This is a genomic window from Roseovarius litoreus (genome assembly GCF_900142765.1).
GTDB lineage: Bacteria > Pseudomonadota > Alphaproteobacteria > Rhodobacterales > Rhodobacteraceae > Roseovarius > Roseovarius litoreus.
The window spans coordinates 201,613-222,660 of record NZ_FRCB01000003.1 but is presented as its reverse complement, the minus strand read 5'-3'; the positions used below and the strand labels follow the sequence as shown (position 1 = coordinate 222,660).

Genomic DNA, 21,048 nt, shown 5'->3' with positions numbered 1-21,048 from the left:
AGCCACTAAAAAGCCATTATTGAGCGCAGGTTATGAAAACATTCAAAGTGCCTCCGGAAACTTCTCCGGCAGCCTCCGTATTTCCAGAGCTGTCACCGGATGGAGCGCCCTCGCGCTCGCTGACCAGCAGCCGTGACAAGAAACGCCTCAGAATTCGCGCCGAACGCAACCAGAGCACCGGTATCGCGAATGTCCGCGCCAGCAGCCTGTCCTTCGCCAATATGCACAATTACGGCGAGCTTCTGGTCAATTACCTCAGGGCGCGCAAACACGTGTTCATCGACCAGCTGGACTGGGACATCTACCAGACCGACGGTATGGAATTCGACCAGTACGACACCCCGCAATGCCGTTGGATCGTCGTGCATGAATTCGGCGAGATCCTGGCCGGTATCCGGCTTCTGCCCACCACAGCGCGCTGCGGCATCTACAGTTACATGTTGCGCGATGCGCAGCGCGGCATTCTGGACAACCTGCCGACGGATGTTTTGTTCATGCAGGCCCCGGTCGATCCCAAGGTCTGGGAAGCCGCGCGCGTGTTCATCACCGAGACCGTGCCCGCCCAACGCCGCTTCGATATCCAGCAGGTGCTTGTCAGCAAACTGATCTCGACCGCGCGGGCCGAGGGGGCGTCGCATGTGATCGGCATCGTTCCGGCGATCTGGGCGCGTTGGCTGCGGCGGCTCGACCTGCGCGCCGTGCCGATCGGCCCGCGCTTCCATATCGACGGCACGTACAGCCAGGCCATCCTGTTCAACGCCGTCAACGCGATGAATTGAGCGGCGTCGGGGATCACTCCCCGGCGACCATGCGCCCTTCGCCCAGATGCCGGTCGGCCCCGCCGGACCAGTCCTGCGCCGCGTCGTGATTGCGCTCGGGCTGACGCTTGAGATCGAATTCCAGGAAGAAGGTCGTGCCCTCGCCAAGGCGGCTCTTGTAGTGGATCGTGCCGTTGTGCCGCTCGATGATCCGCTTTGAGATATTCATGCCAAGACCGGTCCCGCCGACCTTGCGCCGATCCGACGAATCCACCTGGCTGAACCGGCCGAACACCTGTGCCTCGCAGTTTTCCGGAATCCCTGTGCCGGTATCCTGCACGCTCACGCGAACACGGTCGTTGTTCTGCTCGACCCGGACCGTGATGACGCCCCCCGCCTCCGAGAATTTCAACGCGTTCGACAACAGGTTGCCAAGCACCTGCTGGATGCGCGCCTCGTCGCCGTTGATGAACACCTCGTCTTCCGGGAATTCCTTGCGCACTTCGATCTGCTCGGCATTGGCCTGCGCCATGATCGCATCGACGCTTTCCGAGACCACCCGCGAGATATCAAGGCTCTGGAAGCGGAAGATCATCTCGCCGCTTTCGATCTTCTGCAGATCCAGCGTCTCGTTGATGAGTTCGGCGAGCCGGTTGCTGTTCTTCACCGCAATCTCGAGGATCGGCTTCAGATCGTCGGGCACCTGCGCCACGCAGCCCGAATTCATCAGGTCCAGCGAGAACTTGATCGAGGTCAGCGGCGTGCGCAACTCATGGCTCATGGTCGACAGGAATTGCGACTTGATCTCATAGGCGCGCTTGGCACGGTCATGTTCCAGCTTGATCTTCTGCAGCTGCTTGAGCCCCTTGCGGTACAGCTTGAGAAACACGAAAGAACAATCGACGATGAAATACAGAACGAAAGCGACCGTGAAGAATTCAAGCCAGTGATGCGAATCGAGCGGCGGTCTGAGCCGCACGATATCCATCACCGAAATCGTCAGGAACGTGGCCCCGTAAATCATCAGCCGCAAGATCAGCGATGGCAGGATCTGGTGGTTGTTCATCGCCGCGAAAAGCGCCGCCGCGAACAGGAAGAACAGCGGCATGAAATGGCCGCCGGAATTCTGCTGAATGGCGATCAACAACACGAACAGCGAGATCATCACCGCGCTCAGCCCGGTATTGACCATGACCCAGAGAAGAAATCTGCGCGCCGCGACCGGGTCGTTGCCCTCCCACCGCTGAACGCGTCGGGTCAGAACCAGATCCAGAACTTCGCTGAACAGCAGACCCGAATAGCACACCAGCGCAAGCGCCGGATCGAAATAGAAGGCCGACAGGATCATCGCCGCAAGAAAGCTCGCCTGACGTTGCCAGATCAGTTTCTTGGTGATGTTGACATAGTCGCGCAACTGTCGCTCGAGCGTGTCGCTCGACAGGTCATTTTCCAGGCTGACCTTGGGATCGTCCGTTGTGTTCATGTCTGCAATTACCAACTCTACAATTGCCCCGGTCTATCGGTGCTTCGCGAATTTATTTGGTCGCGATTGCGGTGAATTTTGGGCCTTTGGCGCCTCTCGCGCCGTCTTGTCTTGATGCTCGCCCGGGCGAGCCGCCGCGCCCAAGCTCAGGACCGCTGCGCTGTCCGTGCCGGGCGTTGGGTCGCCTTCCAGGCCGCCAGCACCGCCGCCAGGGCCGTCTCGGGAACCAGGGCCAGCATGCAGGCCGCGCCGTCGGTCGCGATCACCGCACGCCCTGCACCACCCAGCGCGATGACCGTGCAGGCAGGTTTTTGCCCGACCTTGGGGCAGCCCGTCCGGCCATGCTCCGGCAACAAGCGCCGCAGTGTCGCCAGCATATCGGCCGGTCCATCGCAGCCGATCTCGCCCTTCCCGCCCTCAACCCTGAGCCACGCCAGACATTGCCCGGACAGCAGCTCGAAAAATCCGTCCAGCCCGCCATCGCCGCCCAATGCGGCAAAGCTTTCGGCCAGCGCCCGCGCCGAGCAACTGGCCATGCCCCCGCCCAACCCGCTGGCGCGGCCCAGCAGATGCAGGCGCACCGGCCCGGCCGCATCGCTCGCCAGCGCATGCAGGCGCCGGGCATAGATCTGTGCGGCGCTCAACGCCCCCTCGTCGGCACCGATATCCGTCTCCTGCGTCACCAAAGAAAGCGCCATCAGCCTGCGGTTCGAAATGCTCAGCCGGGCCAGTTCTTGCCGATCGGCGATCAGCGCATAGGACCGGGGCAACACCGTCTCCTCGATCTGCCGCGCCACCAGACGGATCAGATCCTCCGGGCCATGTGCGACTTCCCGCAGGCTCGCCCGCAGATCGGCATCGGGTGCTGCCACACGCGCAAGGGTCCGGCGCAGGTGCAGGACGGTGCTGGTATCGGGCGTCGAACTGGCCGGCAAGGTGCGTCCCATCAGCTTGTTCGCTCCGCGTCATCCAGAATGCGTTTCGCGCGTGCGGTCATGGTCCCGATCTCGTCCGTCGTCTCGCCTACGGCACAGACCACATCCGCCGCGTTGCGCAGCGATCGCACGAAGACACGCACATCCGAAGGCGTCAGAACAAACAGATCGCCAACCGGTTCGGCATCTGCCGCAAGCCTGTCGGCCGCCGCGAACCCTGCCGCCGCCTGTGCGAAAATCTCGTCCAGCCGTTCGCGCGGGCATGGGGCCGCAGAGCTGGTGCGCAGCGCCAGCGAGGTCTGCAAATCCCCGAACGACACCAGCGAACAGCCCGCGATCCCGGCACGCATCTCGTCAAGTCGGTCCGAAAGGCTCATGTTTCCCCCATTGCGGTCATCCGGTCATTCATCTCCGTGGCCCGGCGGGCCGGATCGCTCGGGCCGCGCCGATCGTCTCGGATTGTCTGATGGCGCCTGCACGCGCCGCGGCATGATCGCCGGCGCGGCATCCGCAGTCAGGTCAGGGCCGGACGGGTCCTCGACCGCCGTGAGCACCACCCCGGCCCGCGCCGACGGGTCCTCGGCCTGTCCGGTCAGCCTGTCGAACGGATCATGCCCCGCAGGCGCGGACCGATATGGCCCCGTGCCCGCGGCCAGGGGCGCATTGAGCAGCAGATCGACCAGATGCTCGACAAAGGCCGCCGCACCGCTGGCATCCCAAAGGCCCGCATCCTCTTCGGCAGCCAGCGCCTCGGTCAATGAGACCGGATAGATCGCCTCGAAAAGATCACCCGCCTCTTTTTCCACCCGCTTGAGCACGCGGCTGCGGTCGCGCGCGTTGCGCAGCTTGTCCATCTGGGTGATCAACAACAGGTTGCGCCCGTTGGTGCCCCCGGCGATCTGCTCCCAGACCGCCGCCTCGGATTGCCGCCAGGCCTGTGTCGCATGAGTACACCACACGACGCTGTCCACCTCGCGGATCATCGACATCCAGACTTCTGAGGACATGTTGGGGTCGGAAATCCCCGGCATGTCGATCAGATCGCAGATCTCGAGCGTATCGGCTTCGGTCTGCAGCCGGATCACCCGTGTATCCGCCAGCGACACCTCGTCGAGCTCGGCGATATCCAGATCGCGCTCGGCCCCGTCATGGCCCACGGCCACGGCGCGATCCTCGCCATGGCTGATCCAGATCGGCGGCAGGCGGGTCGCGGTGATCCGCACCGGCAAGGGCGCGCCCCCCAGAAGCATGTTCGACAGCGTGCTCTTGCCCGCGCTGAATTCTCCCATCAGGGCAAGCCGCGGTTTGCGTGCGGCCGTCTCGGGGATCAGTTCTGCTGTGCTCATGGCCATCTCTTCCATCATGCTGCATGTCGCTCAAAGGTTTCGAGCGCGCTGTCCAGCAGCTCCCGGCGCTGCCGTTCCTCGTCCGAGGCGAAAAGCCCCTCCACCCCGCCGCCGCGATGCGCACCCGATGTCAGCTCGAACAGCACATCCTTCTGCTGGTCGAAAAACGCCGTCATCTCGCGCAGCACCCCGGCCCGGATATCGACGGTCTGCGCATCCTTCATCTGGCTCATGAAATCTTCGGTCTCGGCCAGGATCAGCCGTCTGAACCGCTTGGCAAAGGCCTTCTGCCCTCGGGCGCGGCGCCACCAGGACGCCCACCAGCTGTCGTTGAAATCAAGCGCGATGGTCTGCGCCAGCGCCACCGGCGCGGGCGCTTCGGGAACCTCGGGCACGCCCAGCTGGATTCCCTCGACCGCCGCACCGAAGCCCTGATAAAGCACCCCCGCCGCGTCACGCACCGCCGCTTCGTAATGCCGCTCGGCTGCGGCCTTCACCCTTTTGCACAGCACCGAATAGGCCGATCGCAGCAGCAGCCGCAGCCCCGTGGGGTCGTATTCCCACATATGCTCGGCGCCGCGCCGCTCGAGATGCTCGAGCAGCGAATGGGTCGCGCGGTCAAGGAATGTCTCATGCGCGCGGTCGGCCCGCTGGCGATACTCGGCAAAGATCGCCTCGAGATCGGCCTCCAGCGCGGCCATGCTGTCGCCGGCCACCTTGTCCATTGCCGCGCGCAGCTCGTGCATGCTGATCTCCGAGACCCCGCCCGCGCCCTCGATCACCACCGATCGCGCCGCCTGCCGGGATGTGCCGATGGTGATCGCCGATCTGGCGACATTGGCAAGACAGGCATTGCCGAGGGTGCCGACGATCCGCTCCGACAAGGCGCGCCACAGCGTCGGCAGGCCGGACATTTCCCAGACGATGTTGGGCGCCGATTGCCGGGCAAGAGACGCCTCCAGCCGGTGCCGCGCCCAATCCATCAGCGCCGCGGCGCTTTTGTCGTCCATCTCTTCGATCTCGCCGCTCAGTACGGCACCGGCCCAATAGGCGCTTCCGAAGATGATCTCGGCATCCGCCGGCCCGTCGTGATCCTTCAGGGTCTGACGGATGCTCTGCTCGATCTCGGGCACCTGTGCCGCCGGGTCGGGCAACTCGTCGATCCGGTTGACGAAGATCACCACATCGCGCGACTTGAGATTTGCGATCATCCGAATGAGCGCCATGTCCACCGAGGTCAGCGCCTGCCCCGCCGACAGCACGACAACACACAGCTTGCTGTCGCGCACGGCGTTGATCGTGACCATCTCGCGCATCATGAACGTGTCGTTCACGCCGGGCGTGTCGCGCAGACACATCCGGAACGGCACCGTCTGACAATTCAGGAACAATTCGGCAGATCGGGTGATATCGGCGAACCGTCCCTGATCGTCGCCGGTCTGGCCGTCATCTTCTGAATCGAAATCGTCGCCAAGGCAGATATAGCGCTCCAGCAGGTTCTTGTCGAAATAGCCGTAATCGTGCTCCTGCCCGATCAACAACTCGAAATTCCGACCAAGCCGCCTGGCTGCGGTTTCGCGTATCGTCTCGATCTGGCGGCGGATTTTCTCAAGCTCGCCAGCCGCACCGGCGCGGCCCGCCAGCTCTCCGATCCGCCCGCCCTTGGTGGTCAGACGGTCCCATTCGGCCTCGGTCATGAAGCGGAACCGCGCGCCCGTCTCGGCCCGACGGCTGGCCGGCGTGAGATGCAGCGAGGTCACAACCGAGGTCCACGGGTTCACGTCCGACGGCAAGAGATCGGCCCAACCCGCCATCGCGTTGATGAGCGAGGTCTTGCCCGACTTCACCTGCCCCAGAAGCGTGATGCACGGCTCGAAGGCGGCAAGCTGCTCCTTGAGGCGCGCGACCGCGCGTTCGGCCCCCGGCCCCGACAGCTCGGACAACCGGTCCAGCGCCTCGTCCATGTGGCTTGCGTCCTTGGCAAAACGCGCAAGCTCCTCCATGCCCGCCTTCAGATTGGTCGGGCGGGCCGGTGCTCTGATCTGCGTGGTCGTGTCGATGTCGCTTTCGAAGGTCATTCTGTTCCCGCTTTTGCTTGCGTTGCGACAAATGGCTGGGCTGCGAGATGCCGCGCCGCGTTGAAGCGCGCGCCCATATGCTCCGCTTCGGTCATCCCGCGCCCTCCGCCGCTGCGATCCGGCCGACCATTTCCTTGCGCAGCTGCAACAGCAGCGTGACCGCATCCAGCGCCGCCTCTTCGCCGCGCTCGAGCTGGAAGAGCAGCAGCATTTCCTCGCCATCCTGCAAATCGGCGCGCAACTCCCCCTCGGCGGTCCCGTCGCCCTCGCGGTCCATCAGCCCGGCAAGGGCCGCCACCGCGTCGACGCACTCATCCAGCAGCTTGTCGGTATCCACATCCGCGTCGCTGTCTGCGGCCTCGAGCATCTCGCGCGCCCGCGTCTGCAAAAGGCTCACAGCCTGCCCCAGCAGCACCTCGCCGCCCTTTGGAAGGTTGTCGGCCTGCACGGCCATCACCTCACCGCGCGCACCGCTCACACCGAGCATGTCGCGCGCCTTGGCGCCGCGCCAGCCGGTCCGCGCCGCCAACCTGTCCAGCAGCATCTGGGCCTGATCGACATCGCTCGACCGGCCCTGCTCGACCTGATGGGCAACGCAAGCCGCAAGCGCCTTGCCCCCGCTCGAGGCCCACAGCCTGTCATCCACCGCCGTCTCCGCCGTCAGCGCCGTGATGCCCTGCATGGTGGCGACCGGGTAAAGACCCAGAAACTCCTCGGCCACGATCGGATCAAGCGCCTCGATCCGGCGGGCCAGAACGCCGCGCATCATCTGCCGGTCCGCCATGGTCAGCACCAGAAGGCTGTGATCCTTGAGAGTATCCGGCACCCCGGCCCATAGCCGTTGCTCGGCCTCATCGAACCGCTCGGTGCACCACAGGATCATGTCGGCCCGCGCCACGATCTCCTGCAGTCTGGCGGCCTGCTGCGCGGGATCGGCCGGAAGGCCGATCTCCACAAGGCTCTGCCGCTCCAGCCTCGGGTCGGGCAGTTCCTGACGGGTCAGGCGCACATCCGCAGGCCAGGCCACGTCGCGCACCAGCCCGGCACTGACCGCGACCGATCCATCCTCCATCTCGAACACCGCACGGGCATCCGGGCCATAGGCCACTTCCGAGATGGCCGCCTCATCCTGCCCCCCAAGCACCGTGCGGCCCGCCAGCATGTTGACCAAAGCGGTCTTGCCGCTGCCCGGCAGGCCGGTCACGACCACCTGCACGGGTTTGCGCAGATGCGACAGAAGCCGCGACCCCCAGCGATGATAGGGTCCGGGAATATCGGCGGCTTCCAGCACGCTTTCCAGACGGTCCACGACGGGCATTGTGGCATCGGATCTGGTCACGACATCTCTCCTTGGTCCTGATAACGCATCATCCCGCCACCTCCCGCGCGCGCGACACACGCGCCAGAATGGTGACCGATCCACGCCGCCCATGGCGGGTCTCGCGCAGCAGGTCATCCGCTGCCTCGACCATTTCGGACGCGTCGTCGGTCTTGGCCATCTCGGTTTGCTTGAGCAGCTTGACCACGCAGAACGACACATTGTCCTGCTCGGGATCGTCCAGCCGCGCAATGTCGCGCAACAGCCCCTCGCCGATCTGCGCGGCACTCTGCTGCCGGGTGAAGCGCAGCAATTCCTCGATCCGGTCATCGCCCAGCGCCTGCAACCCGTCGCTCGCCGCGATCAGGATATCGCCATGCTCCAGTTGCACCGGGACGGCGCGGCAATCGATCTGCGGGATCTCGCGCCCGATCAGCACCGATGTCAGGCATTGCTGATCGGGGTGGTTCACGGCCTCCTCGCGCGCCATCATGCCACTGTCCACAAGGTAATCGATCTGCGACATGACCGAGTGGATCTCGTTCAACCGCTGCAGGCTGCCATCGCGAAACAGGTAAAGCGGCGAATCCCCGACCGAGATCCAGTAAAGCCGATCCTCCATCAGCACCGGCGCCAGAAGCGTCGCCCCCATCCCCTCGCTTCCGGGGCTCTGGCTGGAATACTGCCCGACACAGTCATTCGCACTGCGCGCCGCCGCACAAAGGATCTCGCCGATGCGCCCCTCCAGATCGACCGGATCGCCCGATTGCATCTTCAACTCGCTGAACACCTCGGTGACCACGATCTTGCTGGCCATGTCGCCCGCCGCATGCCCCCCCATGCCATCCGCCAGAACGATGAAGCCAAAACCGTTGCCCGCCGGAAAATCCGACACGATCGCATCTTCCTGACGCGTGCGACGGCCCTGATCGATGACCATCGAGGCGTCATAGACCACATCAACCGAGGGACGCATGAGCCTGCCCGCCTTGGGTCTCGTCGGCCCAGCTGAACTGCGGGCCACAGAGCGGCACGAATTTCAGCGTGGTCTCACCGATCACGATCAGATCGCCGGGCGACATTTCCTCGGTGCTCAGAACCGGCCGGCCATTGCGCCGCACCAGATTGGCCTTGCCGCCATGCCCGATATAGAAAGTCTGGCTTTCATCGTCATAGGCGACGGCGGCATGGTTCTCGCGCGAGATGCTGTTGTCGCCGAAATCCAGCCGCACCGCCTGCCCTGCGCCGCGCCCGATCTGCGCCACGCCGCCCTGCAAGGTGAAGGCCGTGCCCCGCCCCGGCCCCTTGACCACCACCAGCCAGCCCACCGGGAAACTCGCGCCGCTGCCTTGCGCGTCGTCCCGGGACCGGGCCAGCGGATCAAGCCCCGCAACCTGCCCCGGATTGAACCCCAAGAGCCGTGTCTTGACGCGCCCCGGTCGGCTCGAGCCGCGCCCCAGCGCGGGCGTCGGCACATCCACCGGGCCAGCCGGCAGCTCGGCGCTGTCGGGCGCGGCGGCGGCAGGTTCGGCAAGAGGCTCGGGGGCCAGCGCCTCGGGCTCGGGCTCGGGCTCGGGCGCGGCCTCTGGCACAGGCTGTGCCGACTGCCCCATCAGGTCCTTCACGGCGCGCAAGGACAAGGCGAAATCAGGCTCCGCCGCATCCTCTGCCTTTGCCGGCGGTTCGGGCGCTGCATCCTCGGCCAGCGTTGCGGCCATCTCATCCCCAACCTGGGCAGGCGCCCTGTCCATCCGCGCAAGCCAGGCGCTCAGATCGTCCTCGGACAGATCCGCAAGCGGGGTGTCCGCGTCGCTGCCTTCGTCCTCGGCGGCATCGGCATGGGGCATCACGCCGGTCTCGTCCCGCCCCGAATTCTCTGCCAGATCCTCCACCAGATTTACCCCCGGATCCTCCGGCACATCCTTTGGACCCTCGGCAAGCGCGCTGCCCTCGGCCTCGACTGCCTGCGCCTCTTCCGCGCGCCCGAGGATCTCGCTCAACTCCTGCACCGCAGGGGCAAAGCCATCCTCCCCGGCGATCTCCGCGGGCGTGTATTCATCCTCATCGCTGCCCTCATTCCAAAGCCGGTCCTTTGTGGGTGCCGCCTCCCAAGAATCCGCCTCCCAAGGATCGGCTTCGGGGGCTACGCGCCAGTCCTGCGCCACCGGCTCGGGCAGGATCTGCTGCGCCCCGGCCTCTGGGATGCGATGCTCGGGCTGCAATCTCAATGCGCCCGCAACCGGCTGAGCCAGATCGGCCGCAGGCCCGGTCGGGATGCGCCCTTGCCCCGCATCAGCTTCTTTGCGGGGGTGGTGGCGCTTTTCGCCAATAATATCGCGTATGAATTTCATTTTCAGATCCTTTCAGTTCTGGACCAATGCTCTGTCATCCTATGTCTCGTCCGACCGGCGGCGCCTGCGCGTGAGCGCCCCCATGACACGCCTCAAAAGCGGCGCCCTGCGCTCGCGGCCTTCGGTCTTCGCGGGTTCTTGCTCTGTATCCTCGGCCTCATGCTGGTCGCGTCTTGCACCGCTGCGCTGCGTCAGCCGGTCCTGCTCTCTCAGCCAGGCCTCGACATCCTCGATCGGCTCGCCGAACATATCGACCAGCTTCCTGTCCTTGGCCTTCTGCTCGGGGTCCGCGCTGTCCGCGCCGTCGCCCGCATCCGGCGCCGCGGTGCCATGCCGCGGCATCGCATGCAGCGCCTTGGCCTCGTGACCGGGCCTGAGATGGGTGTTGGTATCCTCGACAAGCGACGTGATCGCATCGAAGAGCGCCGGGTCCAGCTCCCTGACCTGCCATGTCGGCACCTGCCCGGTCTCGGCGTGCTCCTTGCTGACGGGCAGCAGCTCGTCGTTGTCCATCAGCTCCAGCCATTCCGCCACCGACTGGATGCGGTCCTTCTGTGGCACCGACAAGGCCCGGTCGATACAGACCAGCATGTTATGGCTCGCATCCCACGGCCCCAGCGCCAGCGGCTGATAGGGATCGTCGCAATCCGAAGCCAGCGCCGCCAGCCGCTTCTGGCTGTCGGGCGGGGCCGACCCGGTGATGAGGTGATAGAACGTCGCCGCCACCGAATAGAGATCGCTCGCCGGTGTCTGCGCGATGTCCTTGAGATAGAATTCATGCGGCGAATAGCCGTCCTTCACCGACAACACGGCCGACAGCGCCCGCGTCTTGCGGCAATAGCCCTCGCGCGCCGCACCGAAATCGATCAGCGTGAGCTTTCCCTCTTCGGTCAGCAGCAGATTGTCGGGTGAGATATCGCGGTGCAGGATGTCGAAATCATGCACATAGGCCAGCGCCTCGAGCGTGTCGCGCAGCGCGCGTTCCAGAACGTCGCGCGTCAGGCGCCCGGCGTCCTCCTCGCGGATCGTCAGAAGGTCCAGACCGTCGACGAAATCCATCGCCATATAAGCGGTGTTGTTCTCTTCGAAGACCTGATGGACATGCACGATGCCCGGATGCTCGAGCTTGGCCAGCCTCCGCGCCTCGTTGATGAAATTCTGCACCACGCTTTCGTACTGCGCGTGAAACGCCTCGCTGCGCGGGCGCACCTCGCGCCCCGCACGGCAACAAAAGGCGCTCGGGTAACATTCCTTTATGACCACCTGCCGATCCAGACTGTCGCGCGCGAGATAGGTCATCCCGAACCCGCCGCCGACAAGATGCTGCTCAACAAGATACTGCCCATGCAGCAACCTTGCCCCGCGCGGCAAGGTATCGGCGATGGTGTCCTGATCTGAAACTGTGGTCTGCTGCACGGTGCGAGAGGTCCATCCGAATTGAAGATCGTTCTGAAAACATCAGAAGCACTCGCACTCGCCTCTGACCCTGCCGGGCAATTATGGATAGAAAGTGGCCATTATCGGCCAAAGACTCGGCAATCGTCCTGAATTTGACCTCAATTGCGTGCAGTGGCGCGTTTGGGCCCATGATCGCCGACCAGCCCTGGGCCGCGCAGGCCGCATCGGGGCGCCCGGATGCGGCCCCCCGATACCGACGCAATACCGACGTTATACCGACGTGATACCGAAGGGGGGTTTCGCCTGCGGGCTGCAGCTTTCGCCGTCGCTCGACCGCGCTTTCGCGGGCCTCCCGTCTCTTCGCCGCCCGCGCGGCGCGGGCGTCTCGGCCCCTGTAATCAAAGGGCTTTTCCAAGGCTCCCCCAAGCCAGCCGTCGGGTTTGCAATCCATTAACCCCGACCTGCTATGGTCTTTGCCAGCGGCCTTTCCGCTTCTGCCCAACTGCCCTCAAGATCCATACCCCTCCAAATACCGACACTCAAACCCCATGTGAAAGCTTAGCTTACAAAAAACATAAGAATTTGTTCCTTCTCGTTAGCTAAATTCATCATTATAGTCTCCCGGGGACGTGAAATTCAGGACAAGGGGGCATGGCTCGTGGTGGCCGAGGCGCAGAATCTCAAGGTATCCGTCTGGCGAGGGACGGGCGAGACAGGGGAGTTCGAAACCTTCGACGTCCCCTCCCGCGAAAGCCAGACCGTGCTCGACGTGGTCAGCTGGATCCAGCAGCAGGCCGATCCGACCCTGACCTATCGCTTCGCCTGCCGCGTCGGCATGTGTGGAAGCTGCGCGATGATGGTCAATGGCATCCCGCGCTGGACCTGCCGGACGCATGTCAAAAAAGTTTCTGAAAACAATACCTTGCGCATCGAACCTCTGCGAAACATGCCGGTGATCAAGGACCTTGTCGCCGACATGGATCCGTTTTTCGACAAATGGGTCAGCGCCGAAGCCCTGCACCATCCCACCAGCACCCGCAACGACGCCATCACCCCCGTCGACGCCACCACCCCGGAACGTCAGGCCGCCGATGCCGGCATCGAATGCATCAATTGCGGCATCTGCTACGCGGCCTGCGATACCGTGGCGGGCAACCCCGATTACCTCGGCCCGGCCGCCCTGCAACGGGCCTGGACGCTGCTCAATGACGCCAAGGATGGCGGGCGTATCGCCATCCTCGACGCGGTCTCCGGCTCGGGCGGATGTCACAATTGCCACTCCATGGGCAGCTGCACCCGCTACTGCCCGAACGAGCTTGATCCGATGTCGGCCATCGCCGGTCTCAAGCGTGAAACCTTCCGTCATGCCCTGCGGAGAAAGCGCGATGCTTGATCTGAAACTCTATATGGCTCAACGGCTTACAGCCCTTATCATGGCGCCCTTGGTGATCGGGCATATCGCCGTGATGATCTATGCGATCCAAGGCGGGCTGAGCGCTGCGGAAATCCTTGGCCGCACCCAAGGCTCGGTCTTCTGGTTCGCATTCTACGGTCTGTTCGTGCTGGCCGTCTCGGTTCACGCGGCGATCGGCCTGCGGGTGATCGCCCATGAATGGGGCGGGCTGAAAGGCCCAGCCCTGAGCGCCCTGACATGGGCCGTGGGCCTTGGCCTTTTGATCATGGGAGCACGCGCCGTCTGGGCCGTGACATGGGCATGATGCGCCCCGCCCGCTCGCACCCGCTGTGGCTGGCCTTCGTGCTGCACAGGATCTCGGGCCTTGCCCTGGCGCTGTTCCTGCCGCTGCATTTCTGGGTTCTGGCCAAGGCCCTGACCGCGCCTGCGCAGCTTGATGCCTTCCTGCGGCTGACCGACAATCCGGCAGTGAAACTTGCGGAATTCGGCCTTGTTTTCCTGCTTGCGGTGCATTTTTTCGGCGGTCTTCGGCTGCTCGCGCTCGAGCTGCTGCCATGGCCCGCGCGTCACAAGACACTGGCCGCCGCCGCCGTGGCGCTGGCCTTCTTCGTATCCGGCACCTTTTTCCTTGAGGCGATCTGACCATGCGACCCGAGATCGACACCCATGACACCGATATCCTGATCCTCGGCACCGGGGGCGCGGGGCTTTTTGCAGCCCTCCATGCCCAGAAAGCGGCCCCCGAGGGGACTAAAATAACCATCGCCGTCAAGGGGTTGATCGGTAAATGCGGCTGCACGCGCATGGTGCAGGGCGGCTATAACGTGGCGCTTGGCGGCGGCGATACCGTCGAGCGGCATTTCATGGACACGATCCGCGGCGGCAAGTGGCTGCCCGATCAGGACATGGCCTGGCGCCTGTGCGAAACCGCCGTGACCCGCATTCAAGAGCTTGAAAACGAGATCGGCTGTTTCTTCGACCGCAACCCCGACGGCTCCCTGCACCAAAAGGCGTTCGCCGGACAGACCGCCGACCGGACCGTGCACAAGGGCGACCTGACCGGGATCGAGATCATCAGCCGCCTGATGGAGCAGGTCCTCGCCCGCCCGGTCGAAAAACTGCAGGAGCATCGCGCCATCGGCCTTATTCCCACGCGCGACGGTCGCGCGCTGGCGGGCGTTCTGATGATCGACATGCGCACGGGCCGCTTCCGTTTCGTGCGTGCCAAGACGGTTCTCATGGCGACGGGCGGCGGTCCGACCATGTACAAGTATCATACCCCTTCAGGCGACAAGACGATGGACGGGCTCGCCATGGCGCTGCGCGCGGGACTGCCGCTGCGCGACATGGAGATGGTGCAGTTTCACCCCACGGGTCTCCTGGCTGGCGATCACACCCGGATGACCGGCACCGTGCTGGAAGAAGGCCTGCGCGGCGCGGGCGGGCATCTGCTGAACGGCGCGGGCCATCGCTTCATGTTCGACTATGATCCCAAGGGCGAACGGGCCACCCGCGACGTGGTCAGCCGATGCATCTATGACGAGATGCGCCGTGGCAACACCTCGCCCAATGGCGGGGTCTATATCTCGATGGGCCATCTTGGTCCGGAATTCGTCGCCGAGAAATTCAAGGGCATGGTCAAGCGCTGCGCCGATTGCGGCTTCGATCTGGCCGGGGGCCGGGTCGAGGTGGTGCCGACCGCGCATTACTTCATGGGCGGCGTCGTAGTCGATGTGGACACGCGCACAGCGCTTGAAGGGCTTTACGTCGCCGGCGAGGACGCGGGCGGCGCGCATGGCTCGAACCGGCTTGGCGGCAATGGCGTGGCCAATTCCACCGTCTATGGCGGCATAGCGGGCGACGTTATGGGGGCCGATATCCGCTCCATGCCCGGCTTGCGCGATCCGGACCCGGATGTGCTCGAAGCCGAAATCGCACGGGCCTGCCGCCCCTTCGGCAAGACCATCGGCGCCGTCCATCCGCTGCGCCACAAACTGCAAGAGACGATGTGGGACAATGCAGGCGTGATGCGCACCGCGGACAAACTGACCAAGGCCATGGGCCAGGTCGCCGATATCGGTGCGGAGCTCATGGAAACCGGTGTCGCCAGTGACAGCCTGGCCTTCAACCTCACCTGGCATGACTGGCTGAACATGGCATCGCTCTGCGATGTCTCGAAGGTCATCGCCCAGGCAGCCCTTGCCCGCGAAAACTCGCGCGGGGCGCATTACCGCGAGGATTTCCCCGAAGAGGGCGATCTCGAGACCTCGTATTTCACCGTGGCCCGTCAGGAGGGCGACAGCGTCGCCGTGACCCGCGAGCCCGTCAAATTCACCATCGTTCGCCCCGGCGGCACCATTCTGCCCGAGGGCGAACCCGAAACATTGGTGGCCGCACAATGATCCCCATAGACCTGATTCAGAAGACCGCCGAAACCCTGATGGACAAGGCGGCCATCGAAATCCCCGAGGATTACCTCGAAGGGCTGAAGGCCGCCGCCGAAACCGAGGATGGCGATCTGTCCTCCTTTGTGTTGCAGGCCATGCTGGAGAATTACACCGCCGCCAAGGAAGACCGGCGCGCCATGTGCGGCGATACCGGCGTGCCGCGCTGGTTCGTCAAGATGGGAAACGAGGCCCGGGTCGAAGGCGGCATGTGCGCGCTGGAAACGGCCCTGCGCCGCGCCACGGCCAATGCCACCACCGGCGTCCCCCTCAGACCCAACCGCGTCCATCCCCTTTGGCGTACCGATCACAACAACAATGTCGGCATCGGCGCGCCCGAAATCGAATACGGGTTCGAACCCGCAGGCGACTGGATCGACCTGATCACGGTTCACAAGGGCGGGCTGTTCGGTACCGATTACCGGATGCTCTTTCCGTCGGACGGGATCGAGGGGATCAAGCGGTTCTATCTCGATACGCTGGTGGCCTTCGGCAAGCGGGGGCTGGCCTGTCAGCCGGCGATCATCGGCATCGGGCTTGGCGGTTCGAAAGACACCTGCATGGTGCTTGGCAAGCGCGCCGCCACCTTGCGCACCGTGGGCAGCCGCAATTCCGACCCGAAGATCGCGGCCCTCGAGGATGAATTCAAGGAGCTTGGCAATTCCATCGGCATGGGGGCCATGGGCTTTGTGGGCAAGAACATGGTGATCGATTGCAATATCGAGGTGGGCTATTGTCATACCGGCGGCATGCAGATGAGCGTGCATGCCTTCTGCCTCAGCTCGCGCCGGGCGGTGGCGCGGCTCTGGCCGGATGGCCGGGTGGAGTATCGCACCGACCCTGACTGGTTCACTGACTACCAGCGCCGCGAAACCGTGGACTGGCAACCCGACTTGCAGGAGGCCGATCATGAAACCGCGTGAGGTCCGGCTGAGCACCACCCCGACCGACGAAGAGATCGCACAGCTTCGGCTGGGGGATATCGTCTATCTCGATGGGCTGATGTACACGGCCCGCGAAGGCGTCTACATGCGCGCACTCAATGACAAGGCCAATATCCCGATGGAGTTGCCTTCGCAAAGTGCCGCGAATTTCCATTGCTCACCCGCAGCGGTGATCCGCGAGGATGGCAGTTTCGACATGGGTGCCGTCACCGCGACCGCCTCGTTCCGCTTTGCCAAATGGCTACCCGAATGGATCGCCAAGACCGGCGCCAAGCTGATTATCGGCAAGGGCGGCATGTCCTCGAAGGACTACAAGGAATATTTCGTGCCCAATGGCGCGGTCTACCTGTCCACCGTGGGCTATGGCACAGGGGCGCTGCTAGGGCGCGGCGTCGAGAATGTCGAGGCTGTCCATTGGCACGAGGAACTGGGGCTTGCGCAGGCCATGTGGGTCATCAAATGCAACCGCATGGGACCCTTCATCGTGGCGTCGGACATGGACGGCAATTGCCTCTTCGAGCGTGAGAACGCCAAGATCTCGGAAAACCTCGCCCGCGTGTATGAAGGCACCCGGCCTGCGGTGCTCAAACGGTTTGGCGAGACGGATGACCGCGACGAGGAGCTGATCGGCTGAAGGAAAAGCCGGTCAAGCGCCTGCGCTGTCCAAGGTCAACGTACGGAAGTCCGCGATCTCATCAGGCAGAGTGTCGATGCCAAGGCCGGGGCTTTCGGCAATCGGAAATGCGCCTTCAGTAACAGGGTGTTGAGCGACGAAGCTATCGCGCAACGGATTGGCGTTGGCATCGAGTTCCAGCATCCCGTCACCGCCAGCCGCCGCCAGCACATGCGCCGAGGCCAAAAGCCCGATGCCCCCACCCAGAAAATGCGGGCAATAGCGCAGCCCCGCCGCCACCGTTTGCCGGGCCACCGCCAGACAGCCAGACACGCCGCCCCATTTGGCGACATCGGGTTGCAGCACAGTGAATGCACCACTTTCAATTGCGGCTGCAAAATCCTGAAACCCCACGATATTTTCGCCCGCAGCCAGCGGGGTAGCGCAGGCTTGCGCCAGCCTTTGCCACTCACCAAGCGGACTGTCGGCGCGGATCGGCTCCTCGAGCCAGGCAAGGTGCAGGCCCTCTGACTGCCGGGCAAACTCTTCGGCCTCGTGTAAGGACCAGGCTTGATTGGCATCCGCCATCAGGGCTTCGCCCTGCTGCAGCCCTGCCACCAGCGCGCCCAAATCGTCAAGATCGCGCCGCGCATCGAAGCCCACCTTGACCTTGAACGCCTTGATGCCGCGCGCGCGGGCCGCTGCGATCTCTTCTCCCGCCGCCGAGACATGCAGGCCGCTGGCATAGACCGGCACCGAGGCGCCAGCCTCCGCAGACAGATACGCGGCCAGCGAAAGGTCCGCGCGCCGCGCGAAAAGGTCATGCATCGCCGTGTCCAGCCCGGCGATCACCTGCCGGAACGGACCCCATTCACCGCATTGCAGGGCGCGGATATGGGTCTGCCGGGTCAGGGCATCGAACAGTTGCTCCGGCGCCTCAACCTCACGGCCCAGCACCAGATCGGCGACATCCTCCATCAGCAGGCGGGCGCGATGCTCGGCTCCGGCAGCGGGCCAGTTGGCAAAGATTTCGCCCCAGCCATGCGCGCCCTCGCCATCGCTCAGACGGACGAACACAGCCGGACGATCGCGCATCACCCCGAAGGATGTCGCAACAGGCTTTTGCGTGGGCGCGCGGAACACATGCACGGTGATGCGGTCGATTTTCATAGCAATTCCCTCGCCATCAGGATGACACCTGACAGGAAACACATCGCGATAAGCAGACGCCGGAAAAGATCGTCGGGCAGACGCTTGAACACCGCAATCCCGATCTGCGCCGCGATCATGGTCGAGGGCACCGCCACCGCGATGAACAAAAGCGTCGTGGCGTCATAGGCACCCCGCAGCGCCAGGATGGCGGTGGTCACCGCAAGAATAATGACGTTGAAAGGTTGCAGCACGGCGCGGGTCTCGGCCTTGGGCCATGGCCGCATCGAGCACCACATGGTCGGCAGCGCCCCCGAGAGCGACGCAGCGCCCCCCAGAATTCCGCCCAGGAATCCGACGCCGCTATCGATCAACGGGGTAGGCCTCTCGAAGCGGGGCAAGGCACGGCGCAGGCTGAAGAACCCGCCGTAAAGCACCAGAAACCCTGCAATAATCAGCTTGAGCGTGCGCGCGTCGATCACCGCCAGCGTGATGATCCCCAAAGGAATGCCCAAAAGCCCCGGCAACAAGAAGCGCATCAGGCGCCGCGGGCGTTCCCATATCGCGGCGCGCACCACCCAAAGCCCCTGGATGCCGCTGATGACCGACAGAACGACCGTCACCGCAACAGCTTGCGGCGGCGGCATCACGCTGAGGAAAAAGCCAAGAGCAAACAAGGCGGTGCCAAAGCCTGCAAGGCCGTTGATGAATCCGCCGGCTGCAGCGCCGGCCACGACGAAAGCGATCTGGTCCGACGTCATGCGCTCGGGGTGTCCTTGTTGTCCCCGGGATGAAACTCTCCAAGGTGAACAGCCTCCAGCAAGGCCGCTTCCAGCCCGGTCATCACGCGGTGGCGCGGATTGTCCTTGCGAAAGATCAGACCCAAATGACGCGTGGGCGCATTGGGGCCAAGCGGCAGCCGCTTGATGGGCAGCGGATTGCAGGTTTTCACGCAGCTTTCCGGCACGATCGACACGCCCAGATTGGCCAGCACCATGCTGGAGATGGCTTCCAGACCCTCAAGCTCCATGGATTCCTGAACGCGAATGCCCTGCTCCTGGAGCCAGGATTCGATTTGACGCCCCACCACCGCATCGCGGTTGAAGCGGATAAAGGGGCGGGTGGTCAGCAATTCGACGGCATCGTCGCTCTCGGCATCCTGCGAGGCAAGCAGCTGCAATGGCTCTTCCGCAAGTTCGCGATACTCAAGATCGCGCGGCAAGATCACCGGGCGCGACACGATCGCCGCGTCGATCGCGCCACGTTCAATCTGCGCCAGAAGATGCGTGGTCAATCCCGGGAAAAGCCGCACATGAAGGTTCGGATAGCCCGATTTCAGCAAAGAGACTGCCAAGGGCGCCAGCCCGATCAGAGTGGTCGGCACCGCGCCAAGCGCAACCTCTCCCTCAAGACTTTCGCCGCTGATGACCGACGGCACGATATTGTCATAGGCCCGCACGACATCGCGCGCCTTGGCCGCGATCGCGCGGCCCGTCGGGGTCAGTTCCGGTGTGCGCCGCGACCGGTCGAACAGGGTGACCTGCCATTCCTCTTCCAGGGCGCGCATCTGCTGGCTGACGGCCGCATGCGTGACATGCACGACATCCGCCGCGGCACTGAATGTCCTGTTTTCATCCACCGCAATCAGGGTGCGCAGCATTCTGATCGACATCGGCCCTTTTCCGTTAGCAAAACTAACAATTTTTGTAATTGAATATTTCTTCTATTAAGCTCCCCTTAAAGATATACGAAGTCAAGGGCGCGCGGAATTCCATGCTATGATTGATGCCGTCCAAAGAAATCAGGGAGGAATATAATGAAACTCAAGACGATCTTCACAACCGGCGCGCTTATGGCCGGGCTGTCGGCCGGCGCCGCCCTTGCCGAATATCCCGAACGCCCGATCAACATGATCATTCCCTACGGCGCCGGGGGCGCTACGGATATTTCCGCGCGCACCATCGCCGAGCCTCTGGGAACGGCTGTGGGCAAGCCTTTGGTTATGGCCAATGTCACGGGCGCGGGGGGCGCCACGGGATCGGTTGCCGTGCAGAATGCCGCTCCGGATGGCTACACGATGCTTTTCGCGCGCGTCGGCTCACACTCGGTGAACCCGGCAATGAAAGCCACCCTGCCCTACACGCTCGATGATTTCCGCTTTGTGACCGTCTATGAGATCAATCCTGTCGCCTGTGCGGTGAACCCCTCGTCGGGCATCGAGAACATGGATGATCTGATCGCCAAGGTGCGTGAAGGCGGCGTGACCTACAGCTCTTCGGGTGTCGGCTCTCTGCTGCATCTGGCGGGGGCGATGGTGCTGCGCGAATTCGGCATCGAAGACCCGCTGAACCAGGCCACCCATATCCCGCTGAAGGGCGGCGGGGCTGCGGCCACGGCGGTTCTGAACGGCACGGCGACGTTCATCTGCACAAACTCCTCGGCTTTGGCGAGCTTCGTGGCCAATGAACAGCTCAAGGTCATTCTGGTGACCACGGCAGAGCCGGTGGAAGGCTTTGACGCACCCACCGCCGCAGACCTGGGCAAACCGGCGCTGCATCAGCTGGTGGGCTGGACCGGAATCGCCGGGCCTGCGGGCCTGCCGGACGACATTGCCCAGAAATGGGGCGAGTGGATGGCGACCGCGACGCAGGACGCGGATTTCCTCCAGAAGATGACGGAGCGCGGATCGGTGATCCGACTGATGGACCCGGCCGAGGCAAACGAGTTCATCGAGACTCAATACAACACGTTCCGCAAACTGGTTGACGATCTGGGCATGCGCATCGAAGGCTGATGCTCGCGCGACCGCAAAATTCT

Annotated in this window: 20 protein-coding genes; 8 read left to right on the top strand and 12 right to left on the bottom strand. The window is 63.9% G+C overall.

What is annotated here, in order from left to right; all coding sequences use genetic code 11:
• The first annotated feature begins 32 nt into the window (after positions 1 to 32).
• Positions 33 to 779: an acyl-homoserine-lactone synthase gene (locus F3H35_RS07515; protein ID WP_149779000.1), complete on the top strand. Its 747-nt coding sequence runs from the start codon at positions 33 to 35 to the stop codon at positions 777 to 779.
• A 13-nt stretch (positions 780 to 792) separates the two neighbouring features.
• On the opposite strand, the gene F3H35_RS07510 is transcribed toward F3H35_RS07515, so the two are convergent.
• From F3H35_RS07510 to F3H35_RS07470, 9 genes are all read right to left on the bottom strand, one after another.
• Complete coding sequence (locus tag F3H35_RS07510; RefSeq protein WP_149778999.1) at positions 793 to 2,241, bottom strand: sensor histidine kinase; 1,449 nt, start codon at positions 2,239 to 2,241, stop codon at positions 793 to 795.
• Positions 2,242 to 2,387: 146 nt separating this feature from the next.
• Complete coding sequence (locus F3H35_RS07505; protein WP_149778998.1) at positions 2,388 to 3,188, bottom strand: hypothetical protein; 801 nt, start codon at positions 3,186 to 3,188, stop codon at positions 2,388 to 2,390.
• A complete protein-coding gene (locus F3H35_RS07500) occupies positions 3,188 to 3,553 on the bottom strand; it encodes a hypothetical protein (RefSeq protein WP_149778997.1) in 366 nt (121 codons plus the stop codon). The genes F3H35_RS07505 and F3H35_RS07500 overlap by 1 nt, the downstream gene beginning before the upstream one ends.
• 24 nt (positions 3,554 to 3,577) lie before the next feature.
• Positions 3,578 to 4,522, bottom strand: a complete 945-nt coding sequence (locus F3H35_RS07495) for a dynamin family protein (RefSeq protein WP_223228344.1) — start codon at positions 4,520 to 4,522, stop codon at positions 3,578 to 3,580.
• A 14-nt stretch (positions 4,523 to 4,536) separates the two neighbouring features.
• Complete coding sequence (locus F3H35_RS07490; protein ID WP_149778995.1) at positions 4,537 to 6,600, bottom strand: dynamin family protein; 2,064 nt, start codon at positions 6,598 to 6,600, stop codon at positions 4,537 to 4,539.
• 91 nt (positions 6,601 to 6,691) lie between these two features.
• Positions 6,692 to 7,939, bottom strand: a complete 1,248-nt coding sequence (locus F3H35_RS07485) for an ATP-binding protein (RefSeq protein ID WP_149778994.1) — start codon at positions 7,937 to 7,939, stop codon at positions 6,692 to 6,694.
• A 28-nt stretch (positions 7,940 to 7,967) separates the two neighbouring features.
• The gene (locus tag F3H35_RS07480) at positions 7,968 to 8,894 is read right to left on the bottom strand and encodes a PP2C family protein-serine/threonine phosphatase (protein ID WP_149778993.1); all 927 of its coding nucleotides are present in this window, start codon (positions 8,892 to 8,894) and stop codon (positions 7,968 to 7,970) included.
• Positions 8,878 to 10,269: an FHA domain-containing protein gene (locus F3H35_RS07475; RefSeq protein WP_149778992.1), complete on the bottom strand. Its 1,392-nt coding sequence runs from the start codon at positions 10,267 to 10,269 to the stop codon at positions 8,878 to 8,880. The genes F3H35_RS07480 and F3H35_RS07475 overlap by 17 nt, the downstream gene beginning before the upstream one ends.
• A 39-nt stretch (positions 10,270 to 10,308) precedes the next feature.
• The gene (locus F3H35_RS07470; RefSeq protein WP_149778991.1) at positions 10,309 to 11,685 is read right to left on the bottom strand and encodes a serine/threonine protein kinase; all 1,377 of its coding nucleotides are present in this window, start codon (positions 11,683 to 11,685) and stop codon (positions 10,309 to 10,311) included.
• Between the two features lie 640 nt (positions 11,686 to 12,325).
• Here F3H35_RS07470 and F3H35_RS07465 point away from each other — a divergent pair.
• From F3H35_RS07465 to F3H35_RS07440, 6 genes are read left to right on the top strand one after another with little or no spacing between them, the layout of a single operon-like run.
• Positions 12,326 to 13,060 carry a succinate dehydrogenase/fumarate reductase iron-sulfur subunit gene (locus tag F3H35_RS07465; protein ID WP_149778990.1) on the top strand — a complete coding sequence of 245 codons (735 nt, stop codon included), beginning with the start codon at positions 12,326 to 12,328 and terminating at the stop codon, positions 13,058 to 13,060.
• Positions 13,053 to 13,385, top strand: coding sequence for a succinate dehydrogenase (locus F3H35_RS07460; protein ID WP_149778989.1), 333 nt, complete (start codon positions 13,053 to 13,055; stop codon positions 13,383 to 13,385). The genes F3H35_RS07465 and F3H35_RS07460 overlap by 8 nt, the downstream gene beginning before the upstream one ends.
• Positions 13,382 to 13,723, top strand: a complete 342-nt coding sequence (sdhC, locus tag F3H35_RS07455) for a succinate dehydrogenase, cytochrome b556 subunit (protein ID WP_262975126.1) — start codon at positions 13,382 to 13,384, stop codon at positions 13,721 to 13,723. The genes F3H35_RS07460 and sdhC overlap by 4 nt, the downstream gene beginning before the upstream one ends.
• Positions 13,724 to 13,725: 2 nt before the next feature.
• Positions 13,726 to 15,483, top strand: coding sequence for an L-aspartate oxidase (locus F3H35_RS07450; protein WP_149778987.1), 1,758 nt, complete (start codon positions 13,726 to 13,728; stop codon positions 15,481 to 15,483).
• Positions 15,480 to 16,448: a fumarate hydratase gene (locus tag F3H35_RS07445; protein ID WP_149778986.1), complete on the top strand. Its 969-nt coding sequence runs from the start codon at positions 15,480 to 15,482 to the stop codon at positions 16,446 to 16,448. Before F3H35_RS07450 ends, F3H35_RS07445 begins: the two co-directional genes overlap by 4 nt.
• A complete protein-coding gene (locus F3H35_RS07440) occupies positions 16,435 to 17,103 on the top strand; it encodes a fumarate hydratase C-terminal domain-containing protein (RefSeq protein ID WP_188129910.1) in 669 nt (222 codons plus the stop codon). Before F3H35_RS07445 ends, F3H35_RS07440 begins: the two co-directional genes overlap by 14 nt.
• Before the next feature lie 12 nt (positions 17,104 to 17,115).
• Here F3H35_RS07440 and F3H35_RS07435 read toward each other — a convergent pair whose 3' ends face one another.
• From F3H35_RS07435 to F3H35_RS07425, 3 genes are read right to left on the bottom strand one after another with little or no spacing between them, the layout of a single operon-like run.
• Positions 17,116 to 18,252 carry a mandelate racemase/muconate lactonizing enzyme family protein gene (locus F3H35_RS07435; RefSeq protein ID WP_149778985.1) on the bottom strand — a complete coding sequence of 379 codons (1,137 nt, stop codon included), beginning with the start codon at positions 18,250 to 18,252 and terminating at the stop codon, positions 17,116 to 17,118.
• Entirely contained in the window at positions 18,249 to 18,992 is a 744-nt protein-coding gene (locus F3H35_RS07430; protein ID WP_149778984.1) for a sulfite exporter TauE/SafE family protein, read from the bottom strand. Before F3H35_RS07430 ends, F3H35_RS07435 begins: the two co-directional genes overlap by 4 nt.
• Complete coding sequence (locus F3H35_RS07425; protein WP_149778983.1) at positions 18,989 to 19,903, bottom strand: LysR family transcriptional regulator; 915 nt, start codon at positions 19,901 to 19,903, stop codon at positions 18,989 to 18,991. Before F3H35_RS07425 ends, F3H35_RS07430 begins: the two co-directional genes overlap by 4 nt.
• A 144-nt stretch (positions 19,904 to 20,047) precedes the next feature.
• On the opposite strand from F3H35_RS07425, the gene F3H35_RS07420 reads away from it, so the two are divergent.
• Positions 20,048 to 21,025, top strand: a complete 978-nt coding sequence (locus F3H35_RS07420) for a Bug family tripartite tricarboxylate transporter substrate binding protein (RefSeq protein ID WP_149778982.1) — start codon at positions 20,048 to 20,050, stop codon at positions 21,023 to 21,025.
• Positions 21,026 to 21,048: the final 23 nt, after the last annotated feature.

What these genes read in the sequence shown, in the direction of transcription:
- F3H35_RS07480 (WP_149778993.1), bottom strand. Translation starts at nt 8,894, where the DNA reads ATGCGTCCCTCGGTTGATGTGGTCTATGACGCCTCGATGGTCATCGAT.
- F3H35_RS07445 (WP_149778986.1), top strand. Translation starts at nt 15,480, where the DNA reads ATGATCCCCATAGACCTGATTCAGAAGACCGCCGAAACCCTGATGGAC.
- F3H35_RS07435 (WP_149778985.1), bottom strand. Translation starts at nt 18,252, where the DNA reads ATGAAAATCGACCGCATCACCGTGCATGTGTTCCGCGCGCCCACGCAA.
- F3H35_RS07500 (WP_149778997.1), bottom strand. Translation starts at nt 3,553, where the DNA reads ATGAGCCTTTCGGACCGACTTGACGAGATGCGTGCCGGGATCGCGGGC.
- F3H35_RS07515 (WP_149779000.1), top strand. Translation starts at nt 33, where the DNA reads ATGAAAACATTCAAAGTGCCTCCGGAAACTTCTCCGGCAGCCTCCGTA.
- F3H35_RS07425 (WP_149778983.1), bottom strand. Translation starts at nt 19,903, where the DNA reads ATGTCGATCAGAATGCTGCGCACCCTGATTGCGGTGGATGAAAACAGG.
- F3H35_RS07510 (WP_149778999.1), bottom strand. Translation starts at nt 2,241, where the DNA reads ATGAACACAACGGACGATCCCAAGGTCAGCCTGGAAAATGACCTGTCG.
- F3H35_RS07450 (WP_149778987.1), top strand. Translation starts at nt 13,726, where the DNA reads ATGCGACCCGAGATCGACACCCATGACACCGATATCCTGATCCTCGGC.
- F3H35_RS07495 (WP_223228344.1), bottom strand. Translation starts at nt 4,522, where the DNA reads ATGAGCACAGCAGAACTGATCCCCGAGACGGCCGCACGCAAACCGCGG.
- F3H35_RS07460 (WP_149778989.1), top strand. Translation starts at nt 13,053, where the DNA reads ATGCTTGATCTGAAACTCTATATGGCTCAACGGCTTACAGCCCTTATC.
- F3H35_RS07475 (WP_149778992.1), bottom strand. Translation starts at nt 10,269, where the DNA reads ATGAAATTCATACGCGATATTATTGGCGAAAAGCGCCACCACCCCCGC.
- F3H35_RS07440 (WP_188129910.1), top strand. Translation starts at nt 16,435, where the DNA reads ATGAAACCGCGTGAGGTCCGGCTGAGCACCACCCCGACCGACGAAGAG.
- F3H35_RS07490 (WP_149778995.1), bottom strand. Translation starts at nt 6,600, where the DNA reads ATGACCTTCGAAAGCGACATCGACACGACCACGCAGATCAGAGCACCG.
- F3H35_RS07420 (WP_149778982.1), top strand. Translation starts at nt 20,048, where the DNA reads ATGAAACTCAAGACGATCTTCACAACCGGCGCGCTTATGGCCGGGCTG.
- F3H35_RS07505 (WP_149778998.1), bottom strand. Translation starts at nt 3,188, where the DNA reads ATGGGACGCACCTTGCCGGCCAGTTCGACGCCCGATACCAGCACCGTC.
- sdhC (WP_262975126.1), top strand. Translation starts at nt 13,382, where the DNA reads ATGATGCGCCCCGCCCGCTCGCACCCGCTGTGGCTGGCCTTCGTGCTG.
- F3H35_RS07430 (WP_149778984.1), bottom strand. Translation starts at nt 18,992, where the DNA reads ATGACGTCGGACCAGATCGCTTTCGTCGTGGCCGGCGCTGCAGCCGGC.